The organism is Pseudoalteromonas sp. BSi20652, assembly GCF_000239855.1.
Taxonomy (GTDB): domain Bacteria; phylum Pseudomonadota; class Gammaproteobacteria; order Enterobacterales; family Alteromonadaceae; genus Pseudoalteromonas.
Genome location: NZ_BADT01000103.1, coordinates 1 through 25470, shown reverse-complemented (window position 1 = coordinate 25470; position 25470 = coordinate 1). Strand labels below are relative to the sequence as shown.

The 25470-nt window shown below is 36.6% G+C and carries 15 protein-coding genes and 2 pseudogenes; all 17 read left to right on the top strand.

The features are described 5' to 3' along the window. The first annotated feature begins 24 nt into the window (after positions 1 to 24). Entirely contained in the window at positions 25 to 405 is a 381-nt protein-coding gene (locus tag P20652_RS20925; RefSeq protein WP_237707118.1) for an ABC transporter permease, read from the top strand. Between the two features lie 23 nt (positions 406 to 428). Further along, complete coding sequence (locus tag P20652_RS09400; RefSeq protein WP_008168710.1) at positions 429 to 1079, top strand: ABC transporter ATP-binding protein; 651 nt, start codon at positions 429 to 431, stop codon at positions 1077 to 1079. Between the two features lie 94 nt (positions 1080 to 1173). After that, positions 1174 to 2514, top strand: coding sequence for a lipopolysaccharide biosynthesis protein (locus P20652_RS09405; protein ID WP_008168709.1), 1341 nt, complete (start codon positions 1174 to 1176; stop codon positions 2512 to 2514). A 66-nt stretch (positions 2515 to 2580) separates the two neighbouring features. Then, a complete protein-coding gene (gene rfbA / locus P20652_RS09410; protein ID WP_008168707.1) occupies positions 2581 to 3492 on the top strand; it encodes a glucose-1-phosphate thymidylyltransferase RfbA in 912 nt (303 codons plus the stop codon). Between the two features lie 12 nt (positions 3493 to 3504). Continuing rightward, positions 3505 to 4049 (top strand): annotated as a pseudogene (gene rfbC / locus P20652_RS09415) (dTDP-4-dehydrorhamnose 3,5-epimerase). A gap of 24 nt (positions 4050 to 4073) precedes the next feature. Beyond that, positions 4074 to 4973 (top strand): dTDP-4-dehydrorhamnose reductase, encoded by a 900-nt coding sequence (rfbD, locus tag P20652_RS09420; protein WP_008168704.1) that lies wholly within the window; start codon positions 4074 to 4076, stop codon positions 4971 to 4973. Between the two features lie 584 nt (positions 4974 to 5557). Then, positions 5558 to 6643 carry a dTDP-glucose 4,6-dehydratase gene (rfbB, locus tag P20652_RS09425; RefSeq protein ID WP_008168703.1) on the top strand — a complete coding sequence of 362 codons (1086 nt, stop codon included), beginning with the start codon at positions 5558 to 5560 and terminating at the stop codon, positions 6641 to 6643. A gap of 12 nt (positions 6644 to 6655) precedes the next feature. Next, on the top strand, positions 6656 to 6883 hold the full coding sequence (locus P20652_RS09430) for a hypothetical protein (protein WP_008168702.1): 228 nt from the start codon (positions 6656 to 6658) through the stop codon (positions 6881 to 6883). A gap of 89 nt (positions 6884 to 6972) precedes the next feature. Then, a complete protein-coding gene (locus tag P20652_RS09435) occupies positions 6973 to 10089 on the top strand; it encodes a glycosyltransferase (protein WP_008168701.1) in 3117 nt (1038 codons plus the stop codon). 91 nt (positions 10090 to 10180) lie between these two features. Continuing rightward, positions 10181 to 10651, top strand: a complete 471-nt coding sequence (locus P20652_RS18070) for a hypothetical protein (protein WP_033017466.1) — start codon at positions 10181 to 10183, stop codon at positions 10649 to 10651. Between the two features lie 120 nt (positions 10652 to 10771). Beyond that, complete coding sequence (locus P20652_RS09440) at positions 10772 to 11356, top strand: hypothetical protein (RefSeq protein WP_008168700.1); 585 nt, start codon at positions 10772 to 10774, stop codon at positions 11354 to 11356. A gap of 163 nt (positions 11357 to 11519) precedes the next feature. Then, entirely contained in the window at positions 11520 to 12365 is an 846-nt protein-coding gene (locus tag P20652_RS09445; protein WP_139048212.1) for a hypothetical protein, read from the top strand. Positions 12366 to 12485: 120 nt separating this feature from the next. Further along, on the top strand, positions 12486 to 13652 hold the full coding sequence (locus tag P20652_RS09450) for a nucleotide sugar dehydrogenase (RefSeq protein ID WP_008168697.1): 1167 nt from the start codon (positions 12486 to 12488) through the stop codon (positions 13650 to 13652). Between the two features lie 832 nt (positions 13653 to 14484). Further along, the gene (locus P20652_RS09455; protein WP_008168695.1) at positions 14485 to 14904 is read left to right on the top strand and encodes a hypothetical protein; all 420 of its coding nucleotides are present in this window, start codon (positions 14485 to 14487) and stop codon (positions 14902 to 14904) included. Positions 14905 to 15212: 308 nt separating this feature from the next. Then, positions 15213 to 20699 carry a thrombospondin type 3 repeat-containing protein gene (locus P20652_RS09460; RefSeq protein WP_008168694.1) on the top strand — a complete coding sequence of 1829 codons (5487 nt, stop codon included), beginning with the start codon at positions 15213 to 15215 and terminating at the stop codon, positions 20697 to 20699. Positions 20700 to 21878: 1179 nt separating this feature from the next. Then, positions 21879 to 24080, top strand: coding sequence for a hypothetical protein (locus tag P20652_RS09465; RefSeq protein ID WP_033017462.1), 2202 nt, complete (start codon positions 21879 to 21881; stop codon positions 24078 to 24080). Positions 24081 to 24229: 149 nt separating this feature from the next. After that, positions 24230 to 25470: pseudogene (locus P20652_RS18065) on the top strand (hypothetical protein); the annotation flags it as partial.

Below are 25470 nucleotides of genomic sequence, written 5' to 3'. Positions count from 1 at the left end.
TTATTACTAATGTTTTTACTTAAAATGGATATTAATATAGACGATCCATTATTTTTAATAACAAACGTTTTTGCTGTATGGATTATAGCGATGTCACTCGGGTTACTATTTGCTATTGGGCAATGTTATGTACCTGAAATTACTAAAGTACGAGGTATTTTAACTAGGCCTTTGTTTTTTATATCGGGTGTATTTTTTTCGATGCAGGATATACCCAAAGAGTACTGGTCGTATTTAGATTGGAACCCTATTTTGCATGCAATAGAGTTAACTCGTCATGCGGCTTATAGTACTTACCCTACAGAGGCAGTAAGTGAGTTTTATTTATTAGCTTGTACGATTGTATTATTGTTTTTTGCTTTAGCTGTTTACCACGTTTCGTGGAAACAGGCGCTAAGCAGGTAACCTTATGCAACAAGGAGTATTAAGTGATTAAGTTGCAAAATGTTACCAAGTACTACCCCTCTACGCTAGGTAACCAATATATTTTTAAAAATGTAAGCTTTGAAATACCCAGCGGCCATAACATTGCTATTTTAGGCTCTAATGGCGCAGGTAAATCTACTCTTTTTAGAATGCTTGCTGGCAGCGAATACCCTAATAAAGGTGAAATAGTTACAGACCTTCACTTGTCGTGGCCGGTAGCGCTTGCAACGGGGATTCATCCGCAAATGAGTGGCGCCGAAAATGCCCGCTTTATAGGGATGATTAACGGTGTTGCCGACTTAGACCAATACGTACGCCGTGTGCGCCAATTTGCCGAGCTAGGCACAAAGTTTGATTTACCTGTAAATACATACTCAAGTGGCATGAAGCCCCGCCTAGCATTTGCGTGCTCAATAGGTATAGATTTTGACGTATACCTAATAGATGAAGTTACCTCAGTGGGCGACGCAAACTTTAGAAATAAAACGCGTGAAGCCCTCACACAAAAAAGTAAAAATGCCAATGTGATAATGGTTAGCCACGAAATGGACGAGCTACGCCATTTTTGCGATAGCGCCATAGTACTGCACCAAGGCGAACTTACTTTTTACAACGATTTAGAGCAAGGAATTGCTCATTACCAGGCATTATAATTATGAGTCAACAAGCGATAGAAAAAATAGAACAACGCTTTACCGAGCTAGCAAAAAAACCGATAAAACTATTTGGCACAATGGCGAAAAGCTCATGGGGCTTGCTCAACGGGTTGAACAAAACGATATATACCTAGCAAGGCGTGTTATGCAGCGCGCTCGTAATATTGATCCCACAAATCAATATATACAAAAAGAGCTAACTAGGCTTACTAATAAAATAAATAACCAACCGGGTAAAGCACAAACAAGTACCTCTACCGAGCAAAATGCAAAACCATCAGTAAAGCAAGCTGCTATGGCTGAGTTAAATAATAAGCGCGGCCTACACTTATTTACTAAGCCATGGTTTGTACTATTGCTTGTGCCTTTTATATTATTTTCTTTTTACCAGCTAGTTTGGGCTGCACCACGGTTTGAAAGCCGTGCGCAATTAATAATTCAGCAGCCTGACGGCATGGCAACAATGGATCCGTCAATGGCGCTACTGAGTGGTTTGGGTGTAGGCGGTAACACAACAGCCGATACCGAAATAGCAAAAGCGTATATTCACTCAGAAGACTTGCTAAATTACTTACAAACACACAATAACCTAAAAGAGCATTACCAAAACGGTGGCGATGTGTTTTCGCGCTTAAGTAGTAATGCCAGCATAGAAGATTTATTAAAATATTATAAAGATCACACCACAATAGAAATTGACGAAGCCTCAGGCGTAATTAAAATTTTAGTACAGGGCTTTACCCCAGAGTTTGCTAATACGCTAACGCAAACCATAGTTAACCGTGCAGAGTGGTATATAAACTCAATAGGCCACCAATTAGCTGACGCGCAGTTAAAATTTATACGTTTGGAACATGCTAAGGTTGAGCAACGCTTGCGCGATGCACAAAAAAGTACCTTAGCATTTCAGCAAAAAAATAACTTGCTTGACCCAGAAGCCGAAGGCCTAGCACTACAGCAAATAACCTACGGGCTTGAAGGGCAAATAGCCACTAAAAGTGCACAGTTAAAAGGCCTGCGTTCAACCATGACCGAAAAAGCCCCGCAGGTAGTTATGTTAGCGTCGGAGCTGAGCGCACTTAAAACGCAACTAGAGCTTGAGCGAGATAGGCTTTCGACCCAGCAAGGCACTAACAGTAATATAAAAAATAATGGAACCTCTGTAAGCGAAGTGCTTGCGCAATTTTCTGATTTAAAAATTGAGTTAGAGCTCGCGCTTAAAGGCTATACATCTTCTGAGGTATCACTTGATAAAGCGCGTATAGAGGCTTACCGCCAGTTAAAATATTTAGTGGTGGTTGAATCGGCAACGCTGCCGCAAGACAACAAATACCCAGCTACTTTATATAATATTTTATTATTCGCAGTATTACAGCTAATGCTATTTGGTATTGGTAAAATAGTTTTAGCCACAGTAAAAGAGCTAAGGTAAACTTAAGCTTATAAAAGCTACAAAGCTTAATAAGTATTTAATTAAAATGGATAGATAGGATTCTACATGCACTCTTTAAAAGCACCGGCCACAAAGTCGGCACGCAAAGGTATAATTTTAGCTGGTGGGTCAGGTACTCGCTTATACCCACTTACTAAAGTAGTAAGTAAGCAGCTAATGCCAGTATACGATAAACCAATGATATTTTACCCGGTATCTACTTTAATGATGGCCGGTATTACCGAAATATTAATTATATCAACACCTGCTGAATTACCTCGATTTAAAGAGCTATTAGGCGATGGCAGTGCATGGGGCATTACATTTGAATACAAAGAACAACCAAGCCCAGATGGCCTAGCACAAGCATTTTTATTAGCCGAAGATTTTTTACAAGGCCAATGTGCAGCCCTAGTATTAGGCGACAACCTATTTTACGGTCACGATTTATCGTTATCACTGCAAAATGCAACAAGTTGTGAGCAAGGCGCTACAGTGTTTGGCTACCATGTTGCTAACCCTAAATCGTATGGTGTGGTTGAATTTGACGAAAACGGCAAAGCCATTTCAATAGAAGAAAAGCCAGACAAACCTAAATCAAACTATGCAGTACCAGGGTTATACTTTTTTGATAGCCGCGTAGTAGAGTTTGCTAAAAATGTAAAACCGTCTGAACGTGGCGAGCTTGAAATTACCGACATAATAGAGCAATACCTAGCTAATAAAGAGCTAAGCGTAGAAATAATGGGCCGTGGTACAGCCTGGTTAGACACCGGCACACTAGATGATTTACTAGATGCTGCTAACTTTATTCGCGCAATAGAAAAACGCCAAGGCTTAAAAATTAACTGCCCAGAAGAAATAGCTTATCGCATGGGTTACATAAATGCAGATCAACTTAAAAAGCTAGCAAAGCCGCTTAAAAAGTCGGGCTATGGCAAGTATTTGTTATCGCTTTTAGATCAAAAAGTATTTTAATAGGCAGTAATAATGAAATTTATTGAAACTAGTATCCCTGATGTAAAAATAATAGAGCCACAAGTGTTTGGTGACGAGCGCGGTTTTTTATGGAAACCTTTCGCACAGAACTATTTAACCAACACTGCGGCGAGCGCACCTTTGTGCAAGAAAACCACAGTAAATCGGCACATGGCATATTGCGCGGCCTGCACTACCAAACACAAAACACCCAAGGTAAGTTAGTACGTGTAACACAAGGTGAAGTATATGATGTTGCAGTAGATATGCGTAAAGCATCGCCCACATTTGGGCAATGGGTAGGCGTACTGCTTTCGGCTGAAAATAAACGCCAGCTTTGGGTGCCTGAAGGGTTTGCACATGGTTTTTATGTAACAACAGAAACCGCCGAGTTTGTATATAAATGTACCGACGTGTATAACCCAAATGTTGAAGTATCAATAAAATGGGATGACCCAACACTCAATATTGACTGGCCACTCGTTGAAGGTAAATTACCGCAGCTGTCTGCCAAAGACGAAGCCGGCCTTAGCTTTAAAAACGCCCCAGCATTTTAATATTCAATAAATTAAGTAGCCATCATGAAAGTATTAATAACAGGTAAAAATGGCCAATTAGGCTCAGAGTTACAAAAAACCTGCCCAAGCAATGTAGAGCTAATATGTTTTGGATCTAAAGAGCTTGATATAAGTAATGCAGAGCAAGTAAACGAGTTACTAATAGCGCACTCGCCAGATATAGTTATTAATGCTGCAGCATACACCGCAGTTGATAAAGCTGAGACTGATGTTGATCAAGCATACGCAGTAAATAAGCAAGGTGCTGCTAACTTAGCAACCACATGTAAGCATATTAACGCCAAGCTTATACACATATCGACCGATTTTGTGTTTGATGGCACGAGCACTATGCCTTATACCGCAAGCGATGCAACAAACCCGTTAGGCGTTTATGGCGCGTCAAAGCTTGCAGGCGAACAAGCTATTAGCGACGTTTTAGGCGGGCAGGCAACCATAGTACGCACAGCGTGGGTTTATTCTGTTTTTGGTAATAACTTTGTAAAAACAATGTTACGATTAATGGCCGAAAAAGAACAGCTAGGCATAGTAGGCGACCAAGTTGGTACACCGACATGGGCGGCAGGTTTGGCGAATATGCTATGGGCTTTAGTAGCTAAAGCAAGCAGTGAGCAAGTTTTAAATACTGAAAATAAAGCAACTATTTTAAATTGGACCGATGCGGGTGTCGCTTCGTGGTACGATTTTGCAGTAGCAATACAAGAGCTTGCAATTGAGCAAGGGCTATTAACTAAATCAATACCTATTAGTGCAATACCAGCAGCAAGCTACCCAACACCCGCTAAACGCCCTGCATTTAGCGTGTTAAATAAAGCACAAGCAGAAGAGCTAAGTGGTGTAAAAACAGTGCACTGGCGCGCACAATTAAAAGCAATGTTAACAGAGCTAAAACTTAACCAATAAGTTAATTTTGACGGCGAGGTTTTATACCTCGCTAATAAAGTGATTAAGTGATTATCACCACCGAGAAGACAAAGAGAAGTGAAGGAGTAAGATCTAATAACTTCTTTGTGTAGCGCGAAGCGTTTCTGTGCTCTCGGTGGTAAAATGGTTTTGGGCTAAAGCTTATAAAGTGATTAAGTGATTAATCACCACAGAGAAAACAAAGAGAAGTGAAGGAGTAAGATCTAAGCACTTCTTTGTGTAGCGCGCAGCGCCTCGGTAATAAAATTGTTTTTGAGCTAAAACTCATACAGTAAATAAGTTATTATCAACATAGAAAAAATAGAAGTGATTGCAGACGCTCAGCTTGCTGGCGTTATTAAGATTATTGGTTATAAAAATATTTTGTAGGTGAGGTGTAAACCTCACTTTTTAGGCGAGTAAAGTAATTATTATTACTAAATAAAACACATAAAAGATCAAAATTAATAACCTTTTATTACCTGACTATTTAGTAAAACAATTTGTAGTCTTACGGCTTCTAGCTTATGACTCGTAACGATGACATAAGGCGTAAAGCCAAAATTTGTAAAATGGAATAACAGATGACAGTAAAAAATTTATTAGTAACAGGCGGCGCAGGCTTTATAGGTGCAAACTTTGTACATTACTGGTTAGCACAAAACCCACAAGACAAAGTAATCGTGCTAGACGCGCTTACCTATGCAGGTAACAAAGCCAACCTAGATAGCGTAGCAAACAACCCAAATATGACCTTTGTACATGGCGACATTTGCGATACAGCACTCATCGAAAACCTAATAGACTCTCATCAGTTAAATACTATTGTACACTTTGCAGCAGAGTCGCATGTAGACCGTTCAATTACCGGGCCAGATGCGTTTATTGAAACAAACATACTCGGTACATACAGCTTATTAAAAGCGGCTAAAAAAAAGTGGATAGACGAGCCTAAAGCGGCTGGCAATGAGCCACTTGAGCATCGCTTTCACCATGTAAGTACCGACGAAGTATACGGCACATTAAGTGCAACCGATCCTGCGTTTACCGAAGAAACAGCCTACGCACCAAACTCACCATATTCTGCGTCAAAAGCGGCAAGCGATCACTTAGTACGTGCGTATCACCATACGTATGGGCTTGAGGTAACTACATCAAACTGTTCAAACAACTATGGGCCGTTTCATTTTCCTGAAAAACTAATACCGCTTATTGTTACAAACATTTTGAACGACAAGCCACTACCTGTGTATGGCGATGGCCAGCAAATACGTGATTGGTTATATGTAGAAGATCACGCCCGTGGTATAGAACTCGTGCTTAAAAAAGGCCGTATTGGCGAAAACTATAACATTGGCGGCAACAACGAATGGGCCAATATCGACATAGTAAAACTAGTATGTAAAGTAATGGGCGAAAAATTTGCAACTAACCCAGAGCTTGCTAAGCGCTTTCCTCATGCTAAATCGGCTATTGCCAATAATGTAGAGCAGCTAATCACTTACGTAACCGATCGCGCAGGCCATGACCGCCGTTATGCTATTGATGCCACTAAAACAAACAACGAATTAGGCTATGTACCAGCTGAGAGCTTTGAAACAGGCTTTGCAAAAACGCTTGATTGGTACCTAGATAATGAATCTTGGTGGTTAGAATTACTAGGGCATTAATAAGGAAGTATAATGTACGAAACAATTTCAAGCATAATTATTGAATCAGGTGTCTTTGATAAAGATTATTACCTCGAGAAGTATGAAGATATAAAAAGACGTAATAACGATGCTTTACGTCACTATATTAGGCACGGTTACAAAGAAGATCGTAACCCAAATGCTTTTTTTGACTCTAAACTTTATAGAAAAAATACCTTAATGATGATAAAAAAATTAATCCTCTTTATCATTACTTAACAAGTCCATCTGCATTTGGCTATCAAACGTCTGATTTTTTTGACGGTGCCTATTATTTAAAGGAATACCCAGATGTATTAAAATCAGGTATGAATCCATTAGTGCATTATTTATTACATGGATTAAATGAAGGAAGAAAAGCAGTTGCTTTATCTATTATTCCTTCGTCTCAGCCTGCTGGAAATAATTTAAATATCACGGATGTTTCTAAGGTTCAATTAAGTATTATTATTCCAGTTTATAATGCCTTAGAGGAAGTGAAAAGTTGTATTGATAGTGTTATTAAAAATACACCGTTAAGTAAAAATATTAATGTAATAGTTATTAACGACTGTAGTCCGGATAAAAACATTAAGCCAATGCTTAGTGCATACAAAAATATTCCAAATATTGTCATTAAAAATAATTTAACAAATTTAGGTTATACCCGGAATGTAAATAAAGGGGCTAAATTAGCAAAGAACAGAGATATTATTTTACTCAACAGCGATACGGTAGTAAGCCCTAATTGGATAAGAAATCTAATTATTGCAGCCTATAGTAAAAATGATATAGGTACAGTAACAGCAGTATCTAATAATGCTGGGGCATTCTCGGTTCCAAAATCAGGGACTAATGATATTCCTGAACATTTAGATATTGATGCAATAGCTAGAATTGTAAAAAATTCTGACGGTGGTTATATAGATGTGCCAACAGGCAATGGTTTTTGTCTATATATAAAACGCGAGTTAATTGATGATATAGGCTCTTTTGATTATAAGAAATTCCCACGAGGTTACGGTGAGGAAAATGACTTTTGTATGAGAGCTGTTGATAATGGTTGGATAAACATAGTAGATACTAAAACCTATATTTATCACCAGCGTTCAGCATCATTTAAAGATTCAAAATACCAACTTATGGAAGATGGTATTACTCAAGTTAAAAAAGATTTCCCTGAATATAGTGGTGCAATAAAAGCTATTGGTGGCTCTGTATTATTTAAAAAAGCGCGCGCAAAAATACAAGAAGATTTAGATAAACTAACAAAGTCGAATGTAATTTCTAAGCCTAAAATAATGTTCGTAATCTCTACACGTACAGGCGGAACACCACAAACAAATTTAGACCTAATGCGCCAGTTATCAGAGATTTATGATTGTTATGCTTTGGCTTCTAATTCAACAAATGTTGAAATTTTAAAAGCAGGGCCTAGCGGATACGAAAGTATAGAAAGTCATACTTTGGCACAACCAGTTAAGTATTCAACTCATCGTTCAGGTGAGTATGAGTCTTTAGTTAGGCATTTATTATTTAAATATAATATTGACCTGTTACATATAAGACACATAGCTTGGCATAGTTTAATGCTACCAAAAATAGCCAAAGAACTATTAATTCCAGTAGTTAAGTCATTTCATGACTTTTATGCTATTTGCCCTTCGGTTAACTTAGTTGATGGCGGTGGTGTATACCATCCAAATGGAGTAAGTGAAGAATCGCCTAATCCGCTTTGGAAAGACGAAACAGTAACACCAATGTCACCAGTAATGCTTGAACGCTGGCAACAAAGAATGGATAAGTCGCTTTTAGTGTGCGATCACTTTATTACAACATGCCATAGTGCAAAAAATATTTTACTAAGTAAGCTTGATCTAATTAGCCAAAAAGACAGTTTTACAGTTATACCGCATGGCCGTGATTTTGATAGCTTTATTGCTCCAATCGACTATTCAACTATCGATGGTAAACTTAAAGTTTTAGTACCTGGTAATATCGCTCTAGCTAAGGGTTCTGAACTAATAAAGCAAGTTAAAACATTAGATAAAGATAACCTCATTGAGTTTCATATTATAGGTACTTGCACCGATGATTTACTACCTTTTGTAACTTATCATGGTCGATACGAAAGAAGTCAATTTCAAAAACTTGTTAGTGAAATACAGCCTCATATTTCAGCTGTTTTTTCAATTTGGCCAGAAACTTATTGCCATACACTTACCGAAAGTTGGGCAACAGGTATTCCTGTAATTGGTGTTGCTTATGGTGCTGTTGAAGAGCGTATAAATAGGCATAAAGCGGGCTGGCTTATTGAAAATAATGCTGAAGAATGTTTTGCTCAATTACTTGCAATTAAAAACAGCACTGAAGTATTAAAAGAAAAGCAAAATGCAGTTATACAATGGCAACAAGGTTATGGAGCCCAAAATACTGTTAGCAACATGACTGGTAACTATATATCCATTTACCAATCAATACTTACTCCTAGTGCACAGCAAACTAATCGTAAGCTTGGCTTCGTGATGAAAGGTTACTTTCCAGAGGTTCCACCTACAGCGTATGTAAGGCTTGTTGACTGGAAAGAAGAGTTCGAAAAAAGCTCAGGTTTAGAAGTTGAATTTACAGGTTGGGATACTATTTTAACGAGTGAGTTAAGTAAGTTTGAAGCTTTAGTTATTCAAAGAGATGCAATACCTAGCTACGCTGTTGATTGGTGTATTAATACGTTAAAAGAATACAACGTACCTTACACATTTGAAATGGATGACAATTTATTAGAAGTTCCTGCTGCTGTTGACCCTGCAGGGGTTTATAGCGAATACAAACCTTATTTAATTAAGTTGTTGTCGGGTGCAGGCGAAGTGCATGTTACCAATGATGCGCTTTCTGATGTATGTAAAAATTATAACCAAAATATAGTCATTCGCCCTAATAAGGTTTTTCCTAATAGGTGGAAAGATTGCCCTGTTGATGAGCGTATAGATTTAAAGCTTGAGGATTCGGATCTTAATTTACTATATTTTGGGTCGAAAACGCACCAAGAAGATTTAAACTTTTTGATTGAGGTTGTATCGCTCGCAAGAGAGTCGGGGAAAAACATTCAACTATACGTAGTCGGTTGCGGTGATAGCTTACCTAAATTTGATTATATACACCGTTTAACACCACCTAGTTCAAGATATGATGTATTTGTTGATTGGTTAATTAAAATTGCTCATCAATTTGATGTAGGGGTTGCTCCTCTAATTAATGAAGAGTTTGCTGTGACTAAAAGTTATATCAAATGTTTAGAGTTAGATGCGCTAAAATTACCAGTTATTTGCTCTAATATTTTACCTTATTCAGCTTTAAGAGGTGAACTCAAATATCAACATATTAAATTCTTAAATAATGATACAGAATCTTGGGCTAATGAGATATGTAGACTTTCTAGTAAAAAGTAATTTTCAATTTAAAAATTATCTAAACCTATAGCTTATCCTCTGATTGCTGTAGGTTTTTATTCTAGTTAAGTCAAAATTTAAAGGCGTTAAAATGAAAAAGCTGTTATTACATGTGGGGTTTCATAAGACTGCTACATCTTCAATTCAAAAGACATTAGCTAAGAATAATGCTTTATTAGCAAGTCTAGGTTACATATATCCAAGCTTTGATTATAAATCTAAAAAAGTTATAAACCATTCAATACCAATATATTCTATATTTTGCGAATCCCCAGCTAGTTACCATATAAATATAAGGAATGGTGACTTAGTAAGAGTTGAAGAGTTGAATAAAGATTATATGCTGCAATTCACCTCAATTTTAGAAACGAATAAAAATGTAATAATATCTGGTGAGGATATATCCACGCTCTCACTCCAAGCTTTAATAGAATTAAAAAATCTTATTTCCAGTTATGGATTCGAACTGGAAGTATATTGTTCGGTAAGGAAAGCTTACTCTTTTACATGCTCTGAATTACAGGAAAGGATAAAAAATGGAACCGGAACATTAGAAAAATAAATGTTTTTCAAAAGCTGCACATATTGAAAAGTTAAAAAAGTATTTGGTGGAAAAGTTTTTTTTGGTAATTTTGAAGATGATTGCAAAGGTGATGGCCCTGTAGTTAATTTTCTTGGATATATGGGAATTCCAACTGAAAATTTTGAAGTGGTAAATGTTAATCAAGGATTCGGAAATATATCTACAAGAATACTTGAGTCAATAAATAAAAAATTTCCTATCATAAAAGACGGAGTTGTTAACCTAAATGGCAGGAAGCATATAGGTAAGTCCATAGACAACGATAAATTCTTATTGACAGAAAAAGAGTATGAAAAAATAGCACCTTCTCTAAAAGCTGAAAGTAATAAATTAGTTGAGTTACTAGGTGTGAGATTTAAAGAAATGGAAGTTCCGTTTAGTGAGGAAGTTAAAATTGATGAGCTATTAGCAGTTAAGATATATGAGGAGTACGCAGAACCCCACACATCTAGGTTGATATTATCATTTATCAAGTCACATTCCAGTTTCCCGATATCAAAGCTATGTAACTACTTCAAAGAGAACGTTTTAGTGCTGAGAGATGTTGCAATACTACTAGAAGACGAAAATATTTTAGATGCTCTACATTATATGAAATTAGCTAGATTAATAAGACCCGATGGTATCCAAATTAATAATAAAATAGCAGAATACGAAGAAATAATTAAACAGAACTCTTTATAATAAAAGTAACTTAATAAAAATGAATATACTTACTATTGGAACATCGAACTCTATCCTTGGTAGAAATGGTTACCTAAAAGCACTCTCGACTCAGCATTCCGTAACTAACTTAAGCTTAGGGCGAGCTCCCTTTTATATGCATATAGCCAATATATTGAGAAATATGGATCTCATCGAAAAGAATGAGATATTATTGATAGATCATTTATCAAACCCGGGGTTTATATCAAGCTATAGGTATGATTATTACTTAGAAAAGTTTTATGAATTTCTATCCTCATTAGATATTCATGTTGTAATTATATCTTTTCCTCATAAATCTACAGAGCAAAGGTTTATTGTCCATAAAGAGTTAGCCAGAAACCTTGCTGCTGACTTAAAAATAGCATTTATTGATTTTAAAGAGAGTTACTTAAACGATAAGCTATTCGATGATCCTCAACATATTAATCTTTTAGCTTCATATATATTTGGTGAATGGTTAGGTGTAGCCCTCAATAACCTTATAAATATCCCTAAACCTAAAGGTGCTTATTTTTCCGGTTTTAATTTTATTCAACCAGATAAGTTTACCGGAGTATTTGAAAATTCTCTTTTAAAGAGAAGTTACTACGAAATAAGTGATTGTGAATTGCGATTCAGGTTTACAGGTGCTTTATTGTCATTAGAGTATGTTTCAAATGAATTTAATAGATTTGAAATAAATGAATGTAATTATCATATCATTGACAATAAAGGCGTTTTTCATGACTCTTTTCGTTTAAAGATGTACTCTAAAGAGTTTGTATCTATTAAAATATCTAATGAAAAAGAATCTACACCTATAACTCCGTCGAAACAAACAACCAAAGGGTTGGTAAATAAACCACTCAGGTTAGTAGGGATTTTAACTGCAACGGAATTTCATTATGAGCCAAGCAAAGAACGATATGTGTTACATTTTGATTCAGAAGAACTTCAATTAAAGTTAGATAACTATACTAATTTAATTGCCAAGTATATGAACTGAAAGCTGTAATAATTCTGACTATTTATGATGCATATGAATTACGTTGTAGTTAGGGCTGAAGGCTATAGTCTTACTCCCTTAGCTTACAGCTTAAAATGAAATTAATTTTTAGAGAATAACATGAAAATTGCCGTGGTAGGTACGGGCTATGTAGGCCTTTCTAATGCTATGCTTTTATCGCAACATAATGAAGTGGTTGCACTTGATATTGATGAGCAAAAAATAGCGCTTTTAAATGATAAAAAATCACCAATCGTAGATACTGAAATTAGTGAATTTTTAACACGTGATGATTTAAATTTTAAAGCGACTACCGATAAAGTAGCTGCTTATGAAAATGCAGATTATGTGATTATTGCGACGCCTACAGATTATGATGTAGAAAATAATTACTTTAATACTAGCTCTGTAGAAGCGGTAATTAAAGATGCAATGGATCATAACCCTAAAGCTGTTATGGTTATTAAGTCAACTATACCTGTTGGTTTTACTGCTGATATTAAAAAGCAACTTAATGCTGAAAACTTAATATTTTCACCTGAGTTTTTACGTGAAGGCAAGGCTTTATACGATAACTTACATCCGTCACGTATCGTTGTGGGTGAACAAAGTGAGCGTGCAACGATATTTGCTAACTTACTTAAACAGGGCGCTATAAAACAAGATGTGGAAGTGTTGTTTACTGACTCAACTGAAGCCGAAGCTATTAAGTTGTTTTCTAATACTTACTTAGCAATGCGTGTAGCGTACTTTAATGAGCTTGATAGCTACGCTGAAGCGCATGGTTTAAATTCTAAGCAAATTATACAAGGTGTAGGCTTAGATCCGCGCATTGGTAATCATTATAACAACCCGTCGTTTGGTTATGGTGGTTACTGCCTACCTAAAGATACTAAGCAGTTACGTGCTAATTACCAAGATGTGCCAAATAACATCATTGGCGCTATTGTAGATGCTAATACAACACGTAAAGATTTTATTGCTGAGTCAATCATCAAACGTAGTCCTAAAATTGTGGGTGTGTACCGTTTAGTTATGAAAACGGGCTCTGATAACTTTAGAGCTTCTGCTATTCAAGGTATTATGAAGCGCATTAAAGCTAAGGGGATTGAGGTTGTTGTATTTGAACCTGTGCTTGAGGAAAGCGAATTTTATCACTCTCGCGTAATTAAAGACCTAAATGAATTTAAGCAAATATCTGATGTTGTTGTATCTAACCGTATGGTTGAAGAGCTAAATGACATTGCAGAAAAGGTTTATACGCGCGATTTGTTTGGTAGTGATTAAGTTACCTGTTTTAATATTAAAAATAGGATTTAAGTTACTTAAAAAAAGACTGGCTTTTAATTTTTATTAAGGCTGCTTTAGTAAGAGTAACAACTATTATTTAATAAATTACAAGCGCTTGACGAAAAGCGCTTAGAAAGTATAGCTAACCATTTATTTTCGTTTTTTAATATAAAGAACAAACAACCCCAAAAAGCACTGCGTTTAGATATACATAATATTAAAGATAGTGATTTAACTGATCCGCTTAACATTGATTTTATTCGCGATGAAGCTGTAAAGCTTGAAAGTACCGACTTAAAAAAAGCATTGCAGTTAATGCTGTTAGCTCAAAAAGCCCGTCCTAATGGCAAGGTAATTAATAAAAAAGTGAAGGATTACCAAGCAATGTTGGGCTCTGCTTAGCAACATAGAAACTCCGATACTAACAAAGCAAATAAGTGAGTATTATCACCACCGAGAAGACAAGGAGAAGTAAAGGAGTAGTGACTGTAAACGTTAGCCTGCTTGCGTTACTAATTACTTCTTTGTGTATCGCGCAGTGCCTTTGTGCTCTCGGTGGTAAAGTTATTTTTAATTTAAAAATTATAAAATAAATAAGTTACTATAACCATCGAGCCTACTAGATTACACACATTGCGCTGCGATTAAATCGCCTCTAGATCAAATAAATTTCAATCCACAAAGATCAACACGCCCTAGTTAAAAGTAGGGGGTATTTACTTGTTTTTTACTTTTTAAGATAACATTTGGGTAAATATTGTTTATTTTTTGTAAATTGTATTACAATTGCTTCGTTTATTATATTAACCAAAATTAAAAGGAATTAGTTATGAAAATTGCTAGCTTAGCAATTAGTGCGCTTTTAATTGCACCAACTTATTCTGCTTTGTCTTACGATACTGCAACTCAACCTTTACTCGACTATCAAAAATTTAAAGTACCTAAGGATGGGTATAAAAAAGCTAAACGCTTTTCTTCATATACAAATACGATTAAAGAAAAATCATCAAATTTAACAGTAGCTAACAGCTCTTATAAAAAGAATGTGTTAGCAGAAAACATTGAGTTTACTGTTGCTGAAATAACTAATAATCAATTTACTATTATTGATAACGGTAATGAATCTGCGTTGCCATATTTTGGTACAGCGATGCATTTTAATGCTGATAATACCGGTATAGCAGGCTTTGAAGGGTCTTCTTTTTTTATGAAGAGGGCTTTAACTGGTCTGTTAATAACGGTGTTTTAAATCTTGTTTCTCAACCTCGAACAGAAATCCAAGTTGATTATCAGCCATTTGAGATTATTGCGAGTAAATATGGCCAAGATCTGGCTGACCATTTAAATGCAAAGGCTGAGGCCGGTGAATTAAGTTACTACCTAGAGTTTGAAGAAAGCGTCTTTTTTGATGCCAATATTAGTAAGCTAGCCACAGATGGCGACCACGTTGATATAAGGCTTTTTGGCTCTGACTACACTCAACTACAGGTTCCACAGGCTTGGGATTGGCCTGTAAGTATAATAGATAGTAGCGAATCTTTTGATAACGACAGTAAATTGTATGCTGTTAAAAACAGTCTTTTAAATCAGCAAACTCAAACACAATTAGCGGGTAAATGGTTATTTGGTTTGTTTTCGAGTACGCCAGAGGCTTTTAGTGACCAAACTATATTTGGTATTTATAGCGACCGTTTTACTTTAAATGCAGATGGTTCTGTTTCTGATGTGTTTTCAGAGAGTGAATTTACGTGGACGGCTCAAAATGGTGTATTTAGTTTAACTAACGATGATACTCGATTTGACGTTACACCTTTTATAAATGTTGAAAAGGGGTATTTAGCAAGCGTTAAGCAATATAAAAATAATCAGCTTGTTAGTGTGTTTAATACCCAAATAGCGAAATTTGATGAGTCATACAACCAGTTAACAGCTAATTTAGTAACAGAGTTTCCTTACATTTGGGCGGCTGGTATTAACTTATATAATCAGCAAGAGCAGGGTCTTACCATTAGTTTTGATAACTTATTTGGTTACAAATTTTTAGATGATGGCACTTTTCATCGTGGCATCTCGTCTGATTATGAGCAAAGCAATACACTTATATTAGGGCAAAAATGGGATTATGTGATTAACGGTAATGAGGTTGTTGCTTCATTTACAACAAGTGATTATAGGCGTGAGCGTCACTGGGAAGTACTCTCGGTTGACAGTAATAGTACGGCTTTAATGTTTGAATACTCTTATATAGGCTATGACGATAACTTTGATGGTGCAGTGACTGATGATGAAATGCAGCCGTTTATACCTCCTCGTTTAAATTCATTTATTAAAACAGATTTAAGTACTTTTGATGCATGGAATTATTTACCAGACTCAGATAATGATGGCTTAAAAGATATTCAAGAAGAAGACTTAGGCACTGATACAAATAATGCTGATTCGGATTTTGATGGTTTAAGTGATGGGGATGAGCTATTAAACGGTACAAACCCTCTTGATCAAGATAGCGATAATGATGGTTTTACCGATAGCTTTGAATTAGAGCAAGGTAGCGATCCTCTTTTGGCGAGTTCAACTCCGGGCTCAAACTCTTTAAGCTTTGTTGATTCTGATGTGAGTAATCAGCAGGTTGCTTTATTAAGTAACGTTAAAGACGGCTGGATTCAAAAGTCAGGGTTAGCTATTGATTTTAATAGTAATGGCGAAGCTACATTGGGTGAGCAATGGCTTAGTTCTTACCGTGCAAGCAAAGCAAACTGGCAAATCGAAAATGGTGTTATTACTATAAATGGTGGTAGCAATGCGATTTTAAGCAGTGATTATTACTATTACCCGTTTACTGATATTGAACAGCGCTTTGGTTATGACGTTGCACAGTGGCTTAGAGAACAAGTTGACGCGGGTGCTCTTTCTTATGATCAATTTTTAGAACAAAATTACGAAGTGATTGAGCGTAAGTTAATTAAGCATTCGCAAACTAACGATGAGCTTAATGTAATTTCTGTTTTAAAAGCTAACACCTCTTTAATTATTCCTCAAGCATGGGGTTATACGGGTAGCGTAAATAGTAATGAAACTATTACCGAAGAAGTAGTGCAATGGGAGAGCAGTTTAACAAGCACGCTTAGTGCATCTAGTAATGATATACAGGGTAAATGGTTGGTATTTTTAGACTACGATGTAAGCTTTGGTGCTGCTCGCGGTTTAGGTACGCAAGCCGGGGTTTATGCTGATACGTTAGCTTTGCAAAGTGGTGGCGGTGTAAGCACTGTAAATTCTGGTAAGGTGTTTAATTGGTCGGATTCAAACGGAATATTAACGTTAAGTTCTGATAACGAAGACATTATAGTGACGCCATTTAAGCAAGTGGAAAAAACTTATTTAGCTTATTATCAAGTATTTAATGGTGGTGAGCTTAGTAAGGTATATGTTGCGCCGCTTGCTAAATTTGATAATTCATTTACACAACTTACTAATAATTTAGTGACTGCATTACCACAAATTCAATTTGCGGGGATTAATGCACACATTCCACAGCAGTGGGATGGCGAGCAGTTATACATTGATAGCATTTTTGGTTATCAATTTCGCGATGACGGGACATTACGCCGTGGCATTAGTGGTAATTACGATTACGAAAGTGAAACGCCGAGCATAAATATGGGCCAAGAATGGACATATACCTTAAATGGTAACCGTATCATTATGAGTTTCAGTAATGACTCATCTGAGCGCGAAAGAACGTGGGATGTAGTGTCTGTTGATGCTAATGGGCGTGCATTGGTTTATGAGCGCTCCCGCTTTGATTTAGATATAAATGATGATGGTGTTATTAGTGATGATGAACGAGGTGTTTTTATTGCTCCTAGAGTCAACACGCTTGAAACCATAGATTTAAGCCAGTGGGAAAGTGCGTGGAATGCACTACCCGACCAAGATTATGACGGTTTAAATGATTATCAAGAAGATGATTTAGGCACAAATAAGTTTTCTGATGATTCTGATAAAGATGGTTTAAGTGACGCTGAAGAAGTTGCAATGGGGTTAAATCCGTTGTTATTAGATTCTGATGGTGATGGTTTTACTGATGGTTTTGAATTGGCTCAAGGTAGTGATGCATTAAATGCTGATTCTATACCTGGCTCAACAACACTTCAGTTTGCGAAAGTTGATCTTCTAGGTCAGAGAGTTGCATTAAGTGACACTGCTCAATCGGGGTGGTTAGCGCATTCAGGTATGGCACTTAAATTTGACGATAATACAACAGGTAATATCGGTAATAGTTGGTTAGATACTTATAGATCCAGCTCATTTACATGGGAAGTGATAAATGGCCAGATCAATCTAACTAATCAAAATATTACTAATACTTCTTTTGATTATCATGATTATCCATTTGATGGAATAAGAGATAACTTTGGCGCTGAGGTTGCTGATTGGCTAATAAGTAAAGCCGATAGTAATGAAATCCCTTACGGTATGCAGTTTGAGCATTTAGATGCGCGAGTAAAAACAGTTATCACTCCTTATGGTGAGGACAATGGCCTACAAGAAGTTGTTGTATCGACAACTAATCAAGTCACTTTAGTATTACCTAGTGAATGGAACTATGAAGGTGAGCTGCCAATATACGAATATATAGATGAATCAATTCGTGATTGGGAAATAAACCCAGATAATTTATTTTCAGGGATGAGTAGTGCTCAATTGCAAGGTAAGTGGACTGTGTTTTTACCTCTTACAGTGGCCTATGGGCCTACAAGAGGCCTAGATAGTATTAATGGTATATATGCAGATATGTTGACGCTCAATAGTAATGGGTTTGCTGAGTCGGGGCATTTTGGCGGTCAATATCAATGGGCTGTTGACGAGGGTAAACTTGTAATTACAAACTCTGCTGAGCGTATTGAAGTAATGCCATACAAACAAGTAGGTAATAAACTTTTAGGGTATTACGAGGTTTATCAAGCTGATGGTTTGACTGAGGTGTACATAGCTCCGCTTGCCAAGTTTGATAATACATATACTCAATTAACCTCTAATTTAGCAACGCAATTACCTCAAATGCAGTTAGCAAATATTAATGCTTACATAACGAGTAACTGGAGCGAAAACACCCTCAATATTGAAGGTGTTTGGGGTTATCATTTTAGGGCTGATGGTACTTTACGTCGCGGATTAGGTGGCGAAGTCGACTATGACACAGGCGCTTCAAGTTTATACATGGGGCAAGAGTGGACGTATACAGTTAATGGCGATCGTATCACTATGTCGTATGTTGACGAGTGGGTTGAACGTGAAAGACAGTGGGATGTTATTTCTGTTGACAGTAATGGGCGTGCATTAGTATTTGAGCGTTCAACCTATGACTATGATGTAAATAATGATGGCGTAATTGGTGATGATGAGCGAGGTGTATTTATTGCACCACGAATGAACTCAGTGGAGTTATTTGATTTAAGTAGCTACAACGAGTGGTCTGAATTACCTGATTCTGACGGTGATCGTTTAAATGACTATCAAGAGGCCGATTTAGGTACTGATATTTACAACGCTGATAGCGATTTTGATGGTATGTCTGACTTTGACGAAGTTAATAACGGCCTAAACCCACTTGATGCAACAGACGCAGCGGCTGATGCCGACAACGATGGTTTATCGAACAGTGACGAGCTATTATTTGGTACCGACATTAATAACGCCGATACAGATGGCGATGGTGTATCTGATGGCGATGAAGTTAATAACGGTTTAAACCCACTGGATCCAACTGATGTACCAAATACGCCATCGACTATGCAGCACTTTAGCGACACCAATGGCGATGGTGTTGCCGATTGGCTTAAATACTCACTAGTTAGCGGTAGCGCACAATTTAGTATTGTAGATGGGCGTGATTTTTCGGTGGTAAATAACTTTGACCTTAGTTACACGCTAGACTCAATGAGCATTGAATTGCTAAGTGACCGAAATAACGACGGCATAAAAGAGCTAGGCTTATTTGGCTTTAACAGTGCAGTAGGGCGTTACCAATTAGCGGTTTATAACGGCTACACAGGGCAAGGCATGGGCACATGGAACTGGGCTAATACGTTAGGCGATGTAACGTTTGAAGTAGTGGGTGACTTAACCAACGATAGTGTTGAAGAATACGCCATTACCGGTATTCACTTAACTAACGGCACCAAACAGTTATTTGTAAAAAATGGCGCAACCAAACAAACGTACAAAACGTTTAAATGGCCAAACCAATGGGTAGATGCGCAAATAGTGATTATGAGCGATATTACCAACGATGCTGTACCAGAGGTTGCGTTATACGGACGCCATGAGCGCTTAGATAAAGGCCAATTGTTTGTTTACGATGGCGCCAATAGCAACAACAAGCTAGACGTGTACAACTGGAACAAACTTTGGAATAACATAAGCCTATATAAAATGGACGACATAGACGGCGACGGCACTATTGACTGGGGTCAATTTGGTCAACGTAAAGACGACGGTCGTTACCAATGGGTTGTTAAAAAAGGGCACGACAAGCGTGGCGTAATACGCACGTTTAGCTGGCCAAACGACCTAACTGATGCACAGCCATTGCTACTAAGTGACCGAACGGGTGATGATGTAAAAGAAGTGGCTCTGTATGGTAAAAACAGCAGCGGCAAACTGTTACTACGTGTAAACGACGGACGTTTAGCTAATACCCGCATAGCGAATTACAGCTGGCCAGCAATATGGACAAACGAGCAAGTAATGGAGTTAGGGGATTTAAACAACGACGGTACAAACGAAGTGGCACTGTTGGGTATTAATGTTAATTCAGGTAAATACCAGCTTGTGATAAAAGACGGGCGTGCCGCGACCGAGTACGGACGTTTAACACTAGAAGGTAACTTTGCTGATTTAACGGTTAGCTCATACGATGTAAATAGCGATGGGCAAGCAGACGTTATAGTTAACGGTGTTGATGCAACCACGCTAGCACGCACAAGCAGTGTATACAGTGGGAGCGATTTAGGGTTACTAAGTAATACTATCCACTAAGTTATAGCGTTATATAGCGATAAAATAAAAGCCACGGTGTTAATAGCACCGTGGCTTTTTTGTTGCTATTACCTGTAGCGCGCAGCGCCTTGTGCACTTGGTGGTAAAATTTTTTTGGGCTAAAGATTAAGATATTGTTTCACCACCGAGAAGACAAGGAGTAGTGAAGGAGTAGTGACTGCAGAGCGCAGCTTGCTTGCGTTATTAATTACATCTTTGTGTAGCGCAGCGCCTTTGTGCACTTGGTGGTAAAATTTTTTTGGGCTAAAGCTCATGAAGTGATTAAGACATTGTTTCACCACCGAGAAGACAAGGAGAAGTGAAAGAGTAGTGACTGCAGAGCGCAGCTTGCTGGCGTTATTAATTACATCTTTGTATAGCGCAGCTTGCTTGCGTTATTAATTACTTCTTTGTATAGCGCAGCGCCTTGTGCCCTCGGTGGTAAAAATGGTTTTATACCTTACTAAAAAGCAAATAAGATATTGTTTCACCACCGAGAAGATTTGCATAGGGTTATGAAAACAGATAGCTAAATTAGTACGCAAAAAGAGCTAACAAATAAAGGTTATTAATTGTTTAATCTTTTTTAATTGTCTATAATTTGACTGTTTTTATGTAAATGGAACGTTACTTGAAGTTGATTTTTGAGCGATGGAGTGCTGAGTTGAACAAACAACAAACTAATATTATAAATTTATACTTTTATCTAGTGCGTATATCTAAAAAAGTATCTCCAAGCCTTCCAGGCGAGCCTTTACCTTTCTATTATCCTACTGTCTTTTGGCAGACAATTTCTCTTACTTTAATGCTTTTTTCATTCTCACTATTTTATATTTTCAAACCCTTTTTTAACCCATGTGTATTTATATTTTTAGCTAAAGGGATGCTGAAATTAAAAAGTGATCTAATTAACTAAAAATAAAAAATATTTATACATAGGCCTACTTTAAATGGCGGGCTTATTGTGACTGAGTGTTTTACTTTTATAGGTAAAACTAACCAAATTATGAAATGAAAAATTATTAGCTTAAATTTTATGATTTTTTATTTGATATAGATGGCTAGTAAAACTCAATTGAAGTCTGTTTTAGCTTTAATTTAAAGATTTAACTAGCTGCTATTAATTATTGAAATAATTAAATCAATAATTACTTATTTATAAAACTTAAGGAATAGGTTATGAAAGCTTTGAATATCATGGTTTTTTGTTTCCTAGGCTTACTCTGTAGTATTACAAATGCTACTGAGTACGGCTGGGAAAAGATTCAAAAACCCAAAGAGACAATGGGCTATGACAGCGATGTTGTTGTATTTAATGGTGCTTTATACACCTTTAACGAAGATCAGGTTTCAGTGTCTGCTGATGGTAAAGGTTGGAGTATATTAGATTTAAGTCACCTAGGCTTAAAAAGCGATAGGTTTGATTATATGAGCTCAACAGGAACAGCTATTGCTTTTCAAGGTGATTACGGTGAACTTGTTTATAGCCTTGATGGTATTGAATGGAAAAAATCTGATTTACCTTTCTATAACTATGGCTTATGGAGTGACGGTGACAGCTTTTATTTTTTAGGCTACCAAAACAATCAGTTGGCATTACTCAAAACAGTTGATTTTGTTAGTCAATCAGTTGCTTCAGATATGTTTAGCTTATTCCCATCATATGATCTTAGTAACAAAAATTATAATATTAGGGATATAATTTTTAATGAAAATAATATTTTTATTTCTGTTTTAGAGTACGACTACAATAGCGCTTCAAATTTAAAATACCTTTTAAAAACACAAAACTTTACAGATTATGAGGTTATTAACTTGCCCGTAGGCAGTGTGCAGTTTGATGATGTTATAACTATTAACGATGTGGTTTACATTTCAGTAAAAGGCAATGGGCCTGGGGTTTATAAGTTATCAGCAGATAATCAACTTATAACTGTTTTTGACACTCCTTATTACGATGAACTGAACTTTTTATCTCAAGGCAGTAACTATTTTGTAATTGATAGAAATGGCCGCGTTGCACCACTTACTTCTGACGCAAGTTCTCTTGTTTTTGGAGAGAATGTATTAGGGCTTATTAATACTTCATATTTTTTTAGTTTTAACGAAGAGCAGTATTTTATTACATACAATGGCAGGGTCGGAAAAGTTAACGCTGATGTATCAGCAGTTGAAATTTTAAAAGACGAAGTTTCTTTAGCAGATGTAAATGTATTTAACGGTGAGATTTTAAGTTTAAAATATGAGCAGGACGTTAGTTATAATTCAACTACCAGATTAGAAGCTTATAACATTGAAACAGGCACTACTAGGGTATTGCTAGAGCAACAAAATAATACTGCGCGAACATTGTTTGTGCGTGACGGTATGATCCATTTGTTAGGCAACTCAGCATTTTTAAGCTCAATTGACGGAAATGACTGGATAGAAACAAGTTATGGCTTAGATGATTTGTTATTTATTAATGATGTTAAAACTTTAAGTAATGGTGAAATACTTTTAGAAAGTTATAACGGATTGTATTTAGGTACTAATTTAGAAAGTCTTGAACCGTTCGAAGTTAACCTTGATAACGAAGATTTATTTGTAAGCCAAATAGAGGATATGTATTACGTTAATGGTGCTTATTATGCGATGAGCTTTCTTTCAGACGGAACAAGAAGCTTAATTTCGTCAGATGATTTAACTACGTGGGTAGTTTTAGACACATTTGTACAATACGCAGAGTTACACTCTTTGAGCGACTCGGAGTTACTGCTAACGACCTATGATGAAAACGGGCAATACCAAGCTTTAGTTTACGATACCGTTGTTCAGCTATTGGGAGATTTGACGCTCGATTCAGTTGGTGATATTTACAACGTAGATTCATTTTATTTTCAAAATACTACTTATAATTACGTTAATTACTCGCAATTAATTAAGACTGAAAATGGCAATGTTAGTCGCGAAATAACCCCTCAACGTTTTAATAGCATAGAACAATTATTTACAAGCGGCGACACATTATTTAGCTACAACAGGCGCGATTTTTATGTTCGTAAGTTGTTTTCTGAGTTTCCTGACACAGATGGCGATGGCTTAATTGACTTAATAGAAGAGCTTTTAGGCACTGACCCTTTTGTAGCTGATGCAAACCAAGACTTTGATAATGACGGTTTAACAAACGCCGAAGAATATGCTGCAGGCACATTTATTTATGATCATGATTCAGATAATGATGGTTTAATGGATGGGCATGAGGTTGCTTTAGGTTTAAACCCACTACTAAGCGACACTGACGGTGATGGCGTATCTGATTATGAAGACGCTGAACCTAATAATCCTAATATAGCTACACTGGTTAAAAAATTGGCGAAATTGACTTTGAAAGTGAAATAATTAAGCAGTGTATTACGAACAGTTATTCATTAGAACAATCGGTATATGATGTAATTTATTTTAGTTGTTGGGCACAAAGTGATACGGCGCTTCCTAATATTACTGACTTAGGTAACTTTAAGTTTTTAAGAGAGTTAAGTTTGCCATATATGGAAGTTATAAGCTGGGAGACTTTAGAAGAACTTGAGTATTTAACCACGTTTAGGGGTACAAAATTAACAGATGACGACCTTAATTTACTGGCTAATAAAGCACGTATAGAAAATATTGATATTCGACATTCTGTTTTTTCTGACTTGTCATCTTTAACTTTGCTATCAAACTTATCTATTTTTGAATTGTATCAAACTACAGTAGGTGACTGGCAAGATTTAATTAATATTGAGCTAACAAACCTATCGGTTCAGGGTACTAACTTTACCGATGCATCTTTAATTAATGCATCAGTTAGGTTTTTTGATGGGTCGGATACTGAGATTACAAACTTACCGCTACTAAGCTCACTAGAGCAGTTAAACCGTTTGTACTTATGGGGTGTTAATGCAGATGACTGGTCATTTTTAAGCTCACTAACTAGGCTTGAGGGATTACGTTTAGGTAATTCAAACTTCACTGATTTGAGCTTAATAAGTGGTCGTAACTTAATGTATTTAGATTTGTCTTATACGCAAATTACTGATTGGAGCAGTGTTAGCGAGTATAAATTACTTGATCAATTTAATGTAAGACGGACAAGTTTTAATGACTTATCGTTACTAGAAGGTGCGCCACTTCGGACCTTGGATGTTGCTGAAACTCAAATATCTAATTGGGAGCCAATCAGTGATTTTACAAACTTATATAACCTTTATGTAAGAAGTACATCCTTTTCAGATTTAAGTTTAATAGATTTCAGCTCAGGTAGCTTAAACATTGATATTGCAGATACGCAGGTTGAAGATCTGTCGCCATTATTTGACTTTACGGGGAATTATTTAAGAATAGGGATTAACGGAATTCCTTTAATTGATATTGCTCAGTTAGATACCTTAACAAGCTTAGGTTTTGAGTATTACGGTACACCTTCGGGTTTAGAAGACACCGACGGTGATGGCATTAGAGATGCCATTGACGAAGATGACGATAACGACGGAATGAGTGATGAATACGAGCTTGAAAATGGCCTTGATCCGTTAAACGCAAATGACGCGGGTTACGATTATGATAATGACGGTTTAACAAACCTTGAGGAGATGACTTTAGGGACCAACCCTAGATCCTCTGATACTGATGGGGATGGTTTAACCGATAGTCAAGAAATAACCTTAGGAACTAACCCTACACTTAGCGACTCTGATAACGATGGTGTATCTGACTATGAAGATGCTGAGCCTAATAACTCTAGTGTAAC

Coding starts and splice junctions, on each gene's coding strand:
- P20652_RS20925 (WP_237707118.1), top strand. CDS start 25: ATGGATATTAATATAGACGATCCATTATTTTTAATAACAAACGTTTTT.
- P20652_RS09405 (WP_008168709.1), top strand. CDS start 1,174: ATGGGGCTTGCTCAACGGGTTGAACAAAACGATATATACCTAGCAAGG.
- rfbA (WP_008168707.1), top strand. CDS start 2,581: ATGCACTCTTTAAAAGCACCGGCCACAAAGTCGGCACGCAAAGGTATA.
- rfbD (WP_008168704.1), top strand. CDS start 4,074: ATGAAAGTATTAATAACAGGTAAAAATGGCCAATTAGGCTCAGAGTTA.
- rfbB (WP_008168703.1), top strand. CDS start 5,558: ATGACAGTAAAAAATTTATTAGTAACAGGCGGCGCAGGCTTTATAGGT.
- P20652_RS09430 (WP_008168702.1), top strand. CDS start 6,656: ATGTACGAAACAATTTCAAGCATAATTATTGAATCAGGTGTCTTTGAT.
- P20652_RS09435 (WP_008168701.1), top strand. CDS start 6,973: ATGAATCCATTAGTGCATTATTTATTACATGGATTAAATGAAGGAAGA.
- P20652_RS18070 (WP_033017466.1), top strand. CDS start 10,181: ATGAAAAAGCTGTTATTACATGTGGGGTTTCATAAGACTGCTACATCT.
- P20652_RS09440 (WP_008168700.1), top strand. CDS start 10,772: ATGGGAATTCCAACTGAAAATTTTGAAGTGGTAAATGTTAATCAAGGA.
- P20652_RS09445 (WP_139048212.1), top strand. CDS start 11,520: ATGGATCTCATCGAAAAGAATGAGATATTATTGATAGATCATTTATCA.
- P20652_RS09450 (WP_008168697.1), top strand. CDS start 12,486: ATGAAAATTGCCGTGGTAGGTACGGGCTATGTAGGCCTTTCTAATGCT.
- P20652_RS09455 (WP_008168695.1), top strand. CDS start 14,485: ATGAAAATTGCTAGCTTAGCAATTAGTGCGCTTTTAATTGCACCAACT.
- P20652_RS09465 (WP_033017462.1), top strand. CDS start 21,879: ATGAAAGCTTTGAATATCATGGTTTTTTGTTTCCTAGGCTTACTCTGT.